Raw genomic sequence first — 12,789 nt, 5'->3', positions numbered from 1 at the left:
TATTAGTTAACGATGGAAATCTTTCTTGCTATTGCTTCCAGGATATAAATAACGGGTACTTGTGTTGTTATATTGGCACTTTGATACCTTTCTTCCGTAACATAATAGGCAATATTAATATCTGAGATCTTTGCAATCGTTGATAGCCTATTATTCGTAATACTTATAACCTTACTGCCCTCTTGCTTTAGTTGATTGATTTGTGTGATAGTGAAAGGATTGTCACCCGATACAGATAATACCACGGTTATACTGGAATCTTGGAATTTTTTATGGATAGGGAAGTGAGGATCTTTTATATACAGCGAAAATTTCCCTGATGCAGAAAAATAACGGGCACCATATTCTGCTAATATTCCTGAACTTCCCATACCGATAAAAACGACATTCTCAGCTTCAGATATTGCCGAAGCTGCTTCTTCCAAATTACCCTCTAATTCTCTGTTATTTAATGTCCGTTCAAAAAATTCTGTAATAGAATGCTGAGGACTTTTAATTACCGTTTTTTTCTTATCTTCTAAGCCCATCTTCAACATGATCTTGAATTCGGTAAAACCGGCACATCCTACTTTACGGCAAAACCGCAAAATAGTTGCTGTCGATACATGTGTCTCATCGGCAAGTTCTCGAATTCTCATGTACGCTGCTTTTTCCGTATTTTGCGATATATAGTTATATAAATCTGTCTCCAGCTGATTAAAAGAAGCGATCATTTCATGAGTGAAAATTGACATTTTAATTACCTACCTGTATTTATATTTACTACCTATCATAACATAATCGGTTTTGAAAAGTAACGCATTGTTACATTTCTGAAACAAATGACTATTTGTGTTATCCCTTACGAAAACTGACTAGCTTGTTTACCTTGCTTATTATAGTTTCTATAATATGATTATAGATAAATTTAGGAGGGTCAAGCATATGGCTAAAAGTAATCTGCAGTTTCCGGATGGGTTTTTGTGGGGTGGCGCAACTGCTGCCAATCAACTAGAAGGTGCTTATGATAAGGATGGAAAAGGGCTAAACTTAGCTGATGTATTACCAGGAGGAAAAGTAAGAACACAAATTATGAAAGATCATGGATTTGCTTTTGAAATAGATGCAGATAAATATCGATATCCAAACCATGAAGGAATTGACTTTTATCATCGCTATAAAGAAGATATTGCTTTATTTGCAGAAATGGGTTTTAAAGCTTATCGTATGTCGATTGCATGGTCAAGAATTTTTCCAAGAGGGGATGAACAAGAACCAAATGAAGCAGGGTTGGCATTCTATGACAGAGTGTTTGATGAACTGCACAAACATGGAATTGAGCCTGTTGTAACGATCTCGCACTATGAAATGCCCCTGCATTTAATTAAGGAATATGGTGGCTGGAGAAGTCGCGAAGTAATTGGTTTCTTTGAAAATTATGCCACAACATTATTTAAACGTTACAAAGATAAAGTGAAATATTGGATGACATTTAATGAGATAAATGGAGCGGTATTCCATCCTATTATGGGACTTGGCTTCTCGCCAAAAGATGAGGAGTCCAAGCTGCAGGAGTCTTTCCAAGGTCTTCACCATCAATTTGTGGCAAGCAGTTTAGCTGTGAAGGCAGGACATGAAATCATCCCGGGATCACAAATCGGCTGTATGTTAATTTATGCACCAGTTTATTCTTATGATTGCAATCCAGATAATATATTCCACGCATTAAGGGAAGAACAAGTTTTCAATTATATTTGTGGAGATGTGCACGTGCGTGGGGAATATCCTGTTTTTGCAAAACGTTTCTTCAAAGAAAACCATATTAAGTTGGATATTCGGGAAGGCGATTTAGATGTCATAAAAGAACATACTGTAGACTATATAGGCTTCAGTTATTATATGTCCCGAACAGAGAAAAAAATAAAAGATGAATCAGATTTTATAGAAGGAAATATTTTAAATGGTGCGAAAAATCCATTTCTAAAAGCAAGTGACTGGGGATGGGAAATTGATCCTGTCGGTTTGCGTATCTCTTTAAATCAGCTATATGATCGGTATCGTGTGCCGTTATTCGTTGTAGAGAATGGTCTTGGCGCCTATGACAAGGTCGAAGAGGATGGATCGATCCAGGATGATTACCGCATTGATTATTTAAGAGAGCATATTCGTGAAATTGGTGAAGCGGTCGAAGATGGTGTGGATGTAATGGGCTATACTGCGTGGGGCTGTATTGATTTGGTTAGTATGTCAACTGGTCAAATGTCGAAGCGCTATGGATTCATTTATGTGGATAAACATGATGATGGAACAGGTACATTAGAGCGAAAAAAGAAAAAGTCATTTGATTGGTATCAACAGGTCATCTCAACAAATGGTTCTGAATTATAATAGAGAGTGTGGTAATATGAGTCAGAAAATTATCTTTCTTGATGTTGATGGCACCTTAGTTAATGATAGTGGCATTATACCAGAATCAGCTTATAATGCCATTAAACTAGCTAGGAAAAATGGACATCTTGTTTTTCTATGTACGGGAAGGTCCAAGGCAGAGTTATTTGATCATATATTAGAAATTGGCTTTGACGGAATCGTTGGTGCGGCTGGTTGTTATATCGAAGTAGGAAATCGAGTTATTTTCCATCAATTTGTTGAAAGGCAAGCGATTGAACGGCTAGTTAACTTCTTTAATAAGCATGAAATTGACTTTTATTTAGAATCAAATGGGGGCCTATTTGCAAGCAGAGGTTGTAAAGCACATATAGAGAAAATAATAAATCAAACGATTGAGCAACGTCCTGAATTAAGTAAAGAGATGGAAGAAGGGCTCAGGCCATTTCAAAAACTATTAATTGATAAGGAAAACCTTATTCGGGAAGATATTAGTAAAATTTCTTTTCTAGGGTCATCGGTACCTTTCGAAATAATTCGGGAAGAGTTTATCAATGAATTTGAGGTAATACCTAGTACTGTTCCTGTCTTTGGTGAGAACAGCGGTGAATTATCAATCAAGGGAATAAATAAAGCACTGGCGATTGAGAAAGTGCTCGAATACCTTCATAAAAATCGAAATGATACGTTCGCTTATGGTGATGGTCTCAATGATTTAGAAATGCTCGAATTTGCAGAAAATGGGATTGCCATGGGTAATGCAAAAGCAGAATTGAAACAAATGGCAAATGATATCACATTAACACCAGATCAAAATGGACTGTATCTGAGTTTTCAAAAATATCAATTGATTTAAAAAGCTCCTCATTTATGAGGAGCTTTTAGTGTGTAGCAACAAAACCCTTACTTATCTTGCAATTCAATTATGTAAACAGCAACAAAAGTTAACAGTAAAGGAAAAATGTTGTCAGAACACTTAACAATAAAGGTTATTTTTCTAGAAATTGATGTTAGAGTAGCTTCTATCATACATAACTAGGAGGATTACATAATGAAAGCTTCAAAGAAAATTTATCTATCGATTGCTTTTGCTTTAACACTTGCAATAATGTTAGCAGCACCATACTTTCCTAGCTTCACGAATGTAGAAAATGCAGAAAAGGAAAGTGAAACCAATGTACCAACAATGGAAAATGTATCGGCATCAACACAGAATGAAGACTTACCAAATGTAGCTATTTTGGCAACAGGGGGAACAATTGCAGGTAGTGGTAAATCTGGTACAGATACAACAGATTACAAAGCGGGCGAACTTAGTGTCGAAGCATTAATTGAGGCAGTTCCGGAAATGGCTGATATAGCGAATATATCTGGTGAACAAATTGCCAATGTTGGTAGTCCGCAAATTACTAATGAAATATTACTAGAATTAGGAAACAGAATTAATGAATTATTAGCAACTGATGATGTTGATGGGGTAGTGGTAACACATGGAACAGATACATTAGAGGAAACTGCATATTTTCTTAATTTAGTGGTGAAAAGTGATAAGCCGGTAGTAGTTGTGGGTTCTATGAGGCCAGCAACAGCAGTAAGTGCTGACGGTCCGCTAAATTTGTATAACGCTGTATTATTAGCATCTTCAGAGAAATCGAAAGGCAAGGGTGTACTTATTGCTCTAAATGATCGAATCGGCGCTGCTAGATATATTACGAAAACAAATACTACTGTTGTGGATACATTTTCAGCAACGGAAGAAGGTTATTTAGGCAGAATTGTCGGCGGGGTACCTTATTACTATAATGAATCGGCAAAAAAACATACGGCAGAAACAGTTTTTGATATTTCAGACATTAAGGAATTGCCTCAGGTGGATATCATTTATAGCTATCAAAACAATCCAAGATATATGATTGATGCTGCTGTAGAAAATGGCGCTGATGGTATAGTCTTGGCAGGTTCAGGGAATGGATCATTATCTTCAGCCTATGTGGAAGGAGCCAGGGATGCGATAGAAAGTGGCAGTGAAATCGTCGTATCTAGTAGAGTTGGAGGAGGAACGGTTTCTCCAAGAGATAGTTTTATGACTTCTGATTCATTAAATCCGCAGAAAGCTAGAATTCTATTAATGCTAGCATTAACTGTGACAGATGATGATGAAGAAATCCAAACATTCTATAATGAATATTAAGGGGGAGAGGGCCATTGTGTCCTCTTTTTTCAATATAAGGATAAAATTTATATGAAACTACAGGGTGCTTCTATTCGTACCTTTATTAGGGGAGCAATAATTAACAAGTTCTATTTGAAAAATATAGCGCATATAAAATACTTTGGAGAAAAAAATCGGAGGATGATGTTTATGTTTAAGAAATTACTCGCAAGTGCTGGAATAGGAAGCGCCGAAGTTGATACACAATTAATTAATGAAACGTTAAGTCCTGATGAAATGCTTCGGGGGAAAGTAGTTGTTAAAGGTGGCCGAACAGAACAACAAATAGATCGTATCAATCTTTATGTGATGACAGAAGCATTGCGAGAACGAGATGATAAGAAGTATTACGAAAAAGTTGTTCTGGGTCGCTTTGCTTTAAATGAATCGTTTATTATTGGGGAAAGTGAAGTGAAAGAGATTGACTTTGAATTTAAGCTGCCAATTCATACACCGCCTACTATTAACCGTACAAGAGTCTGGGTGCAAACTGGCTTAGATATCCCGCAAGCTATTGATCCGAATGATCGTGATTATTTGCATGTAACACCACATGTTTATATGGATACAGCTCTACAGGCTATTACACAAGAATTAGGCTTTGAACTACGGAAGGTAGAGATGGAGTATTCAAAACGCCATGGCTATATTCAAGAATTTGAATTTCGCCCAGCGCCTGCATTTCATTCAGATTTAGATGAATTAGAAGCTGTTTTCTTTGTCAAAGAAGACAGAGTAGAAATTGCTTTACAAGTGGATAGAAGAGTGAAAGGCCTAGGCAGTCTGTTTGCTGAGGCTCTAGATATGGACGAATCCAATGTCCGATTAACATTGACTAATTCTGAAATAGAGCAAGGACCGGCATATATTGCAAATAAGCTTAGAGACATAATCAAGCAATATAGTTAACAAGTCATACCGAGTGTCTAATTGGGCAGTCGGTATCCTTGAAATTGGGATAAAAGAGATATTTAGTACGATCGAGACTGTGAACTTGTCTCGAAAAAATTAAGAAACATTCTTATTTTATTAACGGATTTCCCCCTTTTGTATCATATTTTATAGTTAGGAGCGAAAAAGTATTGGACCAAAGATTAAAAGATCTAGAAGACTGGATCAAAGAAAAGCTGGGACTAGATCAATATTACTTAAAAAGATCTAGTATTAGTCGTAAATTAAATACATATCAGCAAACCAAATATATTTATTGCATGGAATGGTTTCCTGTGAATATAGCTGAACATGTTGAAGATGAAGATCTCAACCCTGAAGGAACGGCGAGCGTTGAGGTAGATATTCATACAAAAAAAATAGAGAGTCTTATTTTTGTTGGTAAAACCTCTTTTGCTAACATTAGGTTTGAACCGCATACAGAAAATATAATCGACTGGGTGGAGAAAGAAACAGGAATAAATCATGATCAATACCGATTGTCAAAGCAGGATGATAACAATTGGCAACTTAAGGCAAGTATTAATAATATATCTGTTTTCCCATCAGGACAGATTGATGTTAATCTAAATGAAGAGGGGCAACTCCTTCTTTTTTCAGTTTTTGGAGATTTTCCAAAGAGGGACTCAGTGAAACAAGAAGTATTTAATCTATCGAAAGAGAATATACAAGATATTGCCTATAATCAGTTGCACTTAATTGAATTCCCAGACTTTCAAAAGGAGAAAATTCAGCAAGTATATGGCATGGAAGAAATATTTATTGTGAATAAAAACCGAGCAACACTTAGTTATGACATAGGTGTACCTGAAGGTTTGCAAAGCCGAATGGATCATTTATTAAGATGGGATAGTGGTTTGGATGGTGTAATTAACCGTCAACCTGTTTTCGTCGACAGACAAGTGTCTGCTGAAGTTGCCTATGCAAATGAACCAAGCCCTGATGCAAAACCGATAACGGAAGAAGAGAAGGGGAAGTGCATAGACGTAGTAGAGACCTTTATGCGGATAGAATATGCTGATGATTCAGGACAATGGTTATTAGATCACCTGTATCGAGACATGGAAATGATTCAGGCAGTATTAAGACCAGTCAAAGAAGATAAGAAGATTTTACGAAAAAAACTTGTCATTATGATTTGTCGTGAAACGTATGAAGTGTTAAATTATATCGATACAACAGGCTTCTCAGCCTTTGATATGATCGGCAAATTTGATCCAAAAGGTGTTAGGGAGATAGAGAAATCAGAAGCATTTGAGAGAATAAAGGCTTACTTCGAAGTAAAGCCTTATTATGTATATGATTATGAAGAAAAAGAATATTTATTATGCGGGATGCTTGATTGTGACTATTATGTTCATGCAGAAACTGGAGAAGTAGGATTGTTAGATGATCTTCATTGTTGAATTTCCTAAGGTTAGCAGGTGTGAGGGGGACAGATAAAAATTATTCAATGGTGCTGTTCAAACGATTCTTTTAAAATTTGAACAGCAGTTTACTCAGAAGTTTAATGGAAGAGCATCAAATTACGGAAAAGCTTCCGTCTAATGATGCTCCCCGTGTTGATGATCTTTTGGTTCGTTTGTTTTAGAACGCTCTAATTGTTCTAACTCTTTAGAGGAGAGTTCTCCGACAATAAAGCGTTTGGTCGGCATGATTGAAGAATTTTTTAAACTTGCATGCAGTTGGAGGTAATAGATACCATCATCATCTAATACAATATTTGTACGATACCAACCCTCTTGGTTGTAAGGGACAATCGTTTCTTTGGTTTGGCCCCCGTGCTTATCCTGCCAAATTCTAATCTGAACATCCTCTAAATCTTCAATCGGCTGTCCATTTTTTGTTAACAATATTTCGACCTCGATTTCTTGATCTGCTATCATTTCTGCTGGTAAAGCAATATCTGCCTCGAGAGGGTACTCTGTATGATACAGTTCAGCAGAAGAATCCTTTACTTGGTTAGAGGAGCAAGCCATTAATATGACAGCCATTAACCATATCCAATTTCTTTTCATATTAGCACCCCTTCCATTTATGTGAGGAATTTTTTTAACCTCGGAATTCTCCGTAAAACTGTCCAATCTAATAGGAAAATTATTATTACAGACAGACCGACAAGTGGGAAAATTATACTGAAAATCAGGAGTAGAATCGTGAGTCTTTTCTTTGTCAAAATACTTGGACTGTTTGGTGATCCCAGGCGGCCTCTTGGTTTTCGTCTCCACCACATTATCCATCCACTGATTACAAGACTAATAATCCCGAGACAAACTATGAAACCGCCAATTTGATTAATTACTCCATATTCTAATCCTTTGTGCACAGTTATTCCCCATGCCAGTAATTTTCCTAAAGGTTGATAGTTATCATAACGGTAATCAGCAAGAATAGCCCCACTATACTGGTCAATATGCATTGTTGCCTCATCTTTTGCCTGTGGTGGAAAAACAGAGACTGTATATACCCCTTTTGCGCTGGATGGGTAAATAACCTCATATGTTGGATAAATCTTTTCTTTATCTGTGATATGAACAACATCGTCAATGCTTAATGGAATAAAGCCGCTATGTTGATTAGAGCTGGGAACAGGCATAGTTTGAGCAGACCATGGGACGTCTGCGATATCTTTTGTTTGAATACCTGATTCAGGTGCACTGCCTACCCAAATTGACGGAGGATAGCCAACGCCAGCGTTTGTTAATAGTGTTTGGACTTTAGTACCCCAGAAGCCAGACCATATCAGCCCAGATAAGACGAGGAAAATGATAGCAATCGACAGCCAAAAGCCTGTGACTGCATGCAAATCTCGGAAAAGTATTCGTCTATTCCTATTAAACCTTGGGATTAGGACACCAAAAATTTTCTGTCTCTTTCGTGGAAACCAAATATAAAGGCCTGTCGTAATTAAAATTAATGTCCAGCATGCTGCCAACTCCACCATACGATCACCAAAAGTACCAAGCATCAGTTCACCATGAAATTCTTCTACTCGATCAATGAATCGATGCTGGTCATTTAGTTTGCCAATAATCCCAGATGTGTAAGGGTCAATAAAAAATGTAAAAGATTCTCCGTTAATTAATGCCCGGACTTCTGCGGATCGAGTGCTATCTTCACCCGGGCGATATTTCGTTATTTTGGCATCAGGATATTCAGCCAAAACTGTTTCTGTATGAGCAGAGGGAGCTAGCTTCTCTCCTTGTTCCTGAACTTGGTAATAATCTGCATAAATAAAGGCTTCTATCTGTGGTTTGAATAAATAAATGGAGCCTGTAACAGCAAGGATTAGAAGAATAGGTGCAATAATGACACCAGCATAAAAATGCCACCGCCAGACAATTTGGTAGATATTTGCATGATGGTTACGGTTCTCTCTAGTAAGCATAAGATTATCCTCGATTCTAATATATTAAACTTTATTTTAATAGATAGGATGTTAGAGTGCCAATGACAATATTGTGAAATATTAAACAATGTATATTAAATAATAAATTTCATACAAATAAAAGGCTGATTGTTAGTAAAATTAACAATCAGCCCTTCATTAACAATTGAGTTGGAATCAATGTAGTTACATTTTTCACACTAGAATTTGTAACAGGTATCTAAACTTGTAGTTGCTATCATTTTTTTCTGATTAGGAGAATTGTTGAATTAGTTTGATGACTTTCCGTCACGACTTCTTAATTCCTTATCACTCATTTGCTTAATTTCATCAATTTCTTCATCTGATGCATTATCATACCACTCTTTGGCTTTTTCTGTTGCAATGGGAATAGCTCGTCCTTCTTTGTAACCTTCATCCACCATTGCATTTGCAATATCGATGGCTTTATTCCTTACCACAGGATCTAGATTTTTTAAGGAACTAGGGAAATCCTGTTTATCCCAAGGCATCCTATTCCTCCTCTTTTGTAAATTTAAAGCAGTTCGTTACAAGCCTCTGAACATTTCATACAAATATCCGCACATTTTTGACAATGGTCGTGTTCATGTTGTCTGCATTCATTTGCGCACGCTGTACAAATTTGGCTGCAGAGAGTTGCAATTTCTTTAATGAAAGGAGAGTTTCGGGAGATTGCTGATGCTAGATATCTACAGATTTCTGCACATTCTCGATCTAAGCGGATGCAATTAGACATCATTTTTACATTTTCTTCCTCTAAACAAGCGTTATAGCAATTATCGCAAGACGTCGCACATTCGTTCAGTATCTCAAGAAATTTCTGTTGATCCATTCTTTACCCTCCATTTATATAGTTTAGTAACAGTATTCTTTTTCCCATCATTTAAAAGTTTAAACATGAAATATTCAGCATAGATAAAAAATGCGGGCCAAAAGTATGGGTAATATTAAATTTTTGTAAAAAGATGTCGATAAAATAGGTAGAATGATTAAACCTAGAAAAGGGCAGTGATTATATGAAATCATCTAAGGGGCGACTGAAAAAATGGTTGTCAACAATAAAAAAACAAACAGACTTAATTCGAACAAAATTAATCGTATCATTTTTGGTCATATTAATTGTTCCTGGCTCCATTATAGGTTATTTTGCCTATGAAACGGCGAAGGATGAAGTGAGAGAAAAGATTACTAATGGCACAAAATCCAGTCTCACACTGGTAGAGAGTAATACAAATCAATTTATTAATCGATCACTGATGAATCTTAACACATTAACAGATGTTGTAGACAGATATTCATTAGATAGTGAGAAAGAAATCGTCAACGAATTTATGGAATATTTCGTTAGTAATAATGAGGAGATAATAGAGGTAACAGTTGGCTTAGAGGATGGTACGTTTTTGGGTACACCTACCAACGCTAACAGTACATTTGATCCGAGGGAAGAGGATTGGTACATCACTGCACAAGAATCTGATGATACTGTCTTCTCCCATGTTGTTAAGAGTATGGAGAATGACGAATGGATAGTGAGATTATCCCAGAAGTTAGGCAGTGATCAAGGTGTCGTCCAATTGTCCATGAGTCTTTCTTCTTTAACAGAAGCAGTTAAGAGTACAAAGCTTGGAGATACCGGAACAATGGCTATTCTCGATAAAGCAGGGAATATAGTCACAGGAACAGGGTTTATTTTTGATGCGGGGAATATAAAGCAAGGTGACAGCTTTCCGTTAGCTACTGGAAATGCTAACACAGAAGAAATTATTGTAACAGAAATAGACTTAACCATGATTACGGAACTCTATGAAATAGAGGAACCTATCACTGGGTGGACAGTGATTGGATTAGTAGCAGTGAGTGATTACAGCGATGCAGCTGTTCCAATCTTACAAACAGTTTTAATTGTACTTGTTATATTTATTATACTTGGAGCAATATTATTAGTCTTTACGCTCCGTTCCATTCTAATTCCGTTGAAAAAGTTAAGCAGGAGTACAAGAAATGTGCGGGATGGCAACTTAAACGAACAGGTGGATATAAAACGAAAAGATGAAATTGGACTTTTAGCAGAAGACTTTAACGAAATGACAGCTTCTCTCCGAACGGTAGTTCAAGAGTTAAAATCAGCATCCAATCTATTAACAGGATCATCTCAGTCAATTAAGGAAAGTACTGAGGAAACAACAAAATCTGTGGAGGATGTCGTCAACACAATTCAAGAATCAGCGGAAACAGCATCAAATGGTGTGGAAGCTGCAGAAGAGACGGCAGAAGCTATTGGCAGTATGGCTAAAGGTATTCATTCTATTGTTGACTCTCTAGATGTCATTTCGGAGACTGTTAATAAAACCGATCAAGATGTTGATAAAGGTAGTGAAACGATTGCAAACGTGAAAGCACAGATGGATAAGATTCTTTCAGCTGTTCAGGAATCTTCCAATATGATTGTGGAACTATCAAATCTATCAAATGAGGCAATTAATATGAATAGTGCAATAGGTAATATTGCGCAACAAACAAACCTATTATCATTGAATGCATCGATTGAAGCTGCAAGGTCTGGAGAGCATGGGAGGGGATTTGCCGTTGTAGCAAATGAAATATTAAAGCTCTCTGATCAATCAAAAGAAGTAGCAGAAGGTATAGATGCCACCATAATGAAAATGATAGAAATTGTTGAAAAAGCAACGGAAACTATGCAAGGAAACGTACATAACCAGCTGAATCAGGGGCTGTTGATAAGTGAAGAAGCTGCCAATGCATTTGCTAGTATTGAAGGTTCGACTAAACAAATTGTACAACAAGTACAAGATATCTCTGGAGTAACCAACAGTATTTCTCAAGGAACACAACAAGTAATTCAAAATATTACTGATTTGGAGAAAGTAACCAAGTTATCTGCAGATAGTGCCCATACGACTTCAGCTTCTGCTGAGGAGCAAATGGCTGCAATGCAAGAAATAGCGGCGGCATCAGAAAATTTGGCTGATATGGCGCAAACATTAGATGGATTAGTGAAAAGATTTTCGTTATAAGTACAGTAATAGAACAAAAGAGCTTGGGAAACCAAGCTCTTTTGTTCTATTGAGATAATCTATTAATACTGCTTTGAATTCTAAGCTCTTTCTGCGCTTTTTTGATGGAAGTTAAAAAATACTTACATTTCATCCATACATAAACCTTATCCTATAAAACATATCCTGCCAAAACGCTTTGAACCTCGTAAATATTCAAGCTTTTATTAAACTGTTTTTGAATCGGTGCAGAGCTGCCGGATACCCATATTTTCAGTTCAGCATCTAAATCAAAGTTGCCTGCAGTTTCAATACTGAAGTAGGTAACGTTTTTATAAGGAAGGGAAAGGATTTCTGTTTTCTTTCCTGTGATCCCTTGCTTATCAACTAAAATTAATCTCTTATTTGTAAAAACAAACAGATCACGGATCAATTTATAGGCCTTTTCAACCTGTTCTCCAGAAGATAAAGTTGTCGCAAATTCCTTCTCGATATCACGTACATTAATTTCTGAGGCATTTCCCATCAATCCATCTAAAAATCCCATTTAAAAAACCTCCTTCTTGTTTACACTTATCATATCAATGAATTGCTAATTCATACAATTAATTCTAGTGATTTCGATGGAAGTCTCGAAAGTTTCCCTGCGAGTATGGAGTCTTTACAAGTAATAGTGAGGACATCTGGGTTTATGGAGATAATATTAGACTGGAACTGAATTCACCATTGGAAATTAATTACTGTGTTAGAAAGAACGATAAACCTATTGCGTGCAGTATAATAAAAACCCCTGACAATGCCAGGGGCTCCTTTGTAATGAAATGAGTTTCTACCTC

Annotated in this window: 11 protein-coding genes and 1 pseudogene; 6 read left to right on the top strand and 6 right to left on the bottom strand. The window is 36.6% G+C overall.

What is annotated here, in order from left to right; translation table 11 throughout:
- Positions 1 to 2 precede the first annotated feature (2 nt).
- Positions 3 to 728: a MurR/RpiR family transcriptional regulator gene (locus ACFOY7_RS03805; RefSeq protein WP_390249764.1), complete on the bottom strand. Its 726-nt coding sequence runs from the start codon at positions 726 to 728 to the stop codon at positions 3 to 5.
- Positions 729 to 924: 196 nt separating this feature from the next.
- On the opposite strand from ACFOY7_RS03805, the gene ACFOY7_RS03800 reads away from it, so the two are divergent.
- The 5 genes from ACFOY7_RS03800 (at position 925) to ACFOY7_RS03780 (ending at position 6,936) form a co-directional block, all read left to right on the top strand.
- On the top strand, positions 925 to 2,367 hold the full coding sequence (locus ACFOY7_RS03800; protein WP_390249550.1) for a glycoside hydrolase family 1 protein: 1,443 nt from the start codon (positions 925 to 927) through the stop codon (positions 2,365 to 2,367).
- Positions 2,368 to 2,383: 16 nt separating this feature from the next.
- On the top strand, positions 2,384 to 3,223 hold the full coding sequence (locus ACFOY7_RS03795) for a Cof-type HAD-IIB family hydrolase (RefSeq protein ID WP_390249548.1): 840 nt from the start codon (positions 2,384 to 2,386) through the stop codon (positions 3,221 to 3,223).
- A 195-nt stretch (positions 3,224 to 3,418) separates the two neighbouring features.
- Positions 3,419 to 4,558 (top strand): type II asparaginase, encoded by a 1,140-nt coding sequence (locus ACFOY7_RS03790; protein ID WP_390249546.1) that lies wholly within the window; start codon positions 3,419 to 3,421, stop codon positions 4,556 to 4,558.
- Positions 4,559 to 4,729: 171 nt separating this feature from the next.
- Positions 4,730 to 5,488: a sporulation protein gene (locus ACFOY7_RS03785; protein WP_390249544.1), complete on the top strand. Its 759-nt coding sequence runs from the start codon at positions 4,730 to 4,732 to the stop codon at positions 5,486 to 5,488.
- Positions 5,489 to 5,661: 173 nt separating this feature from the next.
- A complete protein-coding gene (locus ACFOY7_RS03780; protein ID WP_390249542.1) occupies positions 5,662 to 6,936 on the top strand; it encodes a hypothetical protein in 1,275 nt (424 codons plus the stop codon).
- A 138-nt stretch (positions 6,937 to 7,074) separates the two neighbouring features.
- Here ACFOY7_RS03780 and ACFOY7_RS03775 read toward each other — a convergent pair whose 3' ends face one another.
- The 4 genes and pseudogenes from ACFOY7_RS03775 to ACFOY7_RS03760 all read right to left on the bottom strand — a co-directional run bounded on the left by ACFOY7_RS03775 (position 7,075) and on the right by ACFOY7_RS03760 (position 9,771).
- Entirely contained in the window at positions 7,075 to 7,548 is a 474-nt protein-coding gene (locus tag ACFOY7_RS03775) for a FixH family protein (RefSeq protein ID WP_390249540.1), read from the bottom strand.
- A gap of 17 nt (positions 7,549 to 7,565) precedes the next feature.
- Complete coding sequence (locus tag ACFOY7_RS03770; RefSeq protein ID WP_390249538.1) at positions 7,566 to 8,918, bottom strand: PepSY-associated TM helix domain-containing protein; 1,353 nt, start codon at positions 8,916 to 8,918, stop codon at positions 7,566 to 7,568.
- Between the two features lie 272 nt (positions 8,919 to 9,190).
- A pseudogene (locus tag ACFOY7_RS03765) lies at positions 9,191 to 9,430 on the bottom strand (DUF2188 domain-containing protein); the annotation flags it as partial.
- A 23-nt stretch (positions 9,431 to 9,453) separates the two neighbouring features.
- Positions 9,454 to 9,771: a four-helix bundle copper-binding protein gene (locus ACFOY7_RS03760; RefSeq protein WP_390249536.1), complete on the bottom strand. Its 318-nt coding sequence runs from the start codon at positions 9,769 to 9,771 to the stop codon at positions 9,454 to 9,456.
- Positions 9,772 to 9,955: 184 nt separating this feature from the next.
- Between ACFOY7_RS03760 and ACFOY7_RS03755 the strand changes: the two genes are divergently transcribed.
- Complete coding sequence (locus tag ACFOY7_RS03755; protein ID WP_390249534.1) at positions 9,956 to 11,974, top strand: methyl-accepting chemotaxis protein; 2,019 nt, start codon at positions 9,956 to 9,958, stop codon at positions 11,972 to 11,974.
- 151 nt (positions 11,975 to 12,125) lie between these two features.
- Here ACFOY7_RS03755 and ACFOY7_RS03750 read toward each other — a convergent pair whose 3' ends face one another.
- Positions 12,126 to 12,500 (bottom strand): PH domain-containing protein, encoded by a 375-nt coding sequence (locus ACFOY7_RS03750; RefSeq protein WP_390249532.1) that lies wholly within the window; start codon positions 12,498 to 12,500, stop codon positions 12,126 to 12,128.
- Between the last annotated feature and the right edge of the window lie 289 nt (positions 12,501 to 12,789).

It is taken from the genome of Gracilibacillus xinjiangensis (assembly GCF_042651765.1).
In the GTDB taxonomy this organism is placed as follows: Bacteria; Bacillota; Bacilli; order Bacillales; family Amphibacillaceae; genus Gracilibacillus; species Gracilibacillus xinjiangensis.
The sequence above is the reverse complement of the archived record's forward strand: the minus strand, read 5'-3'. Positions and strand labels throughout refer to the sequence as shown.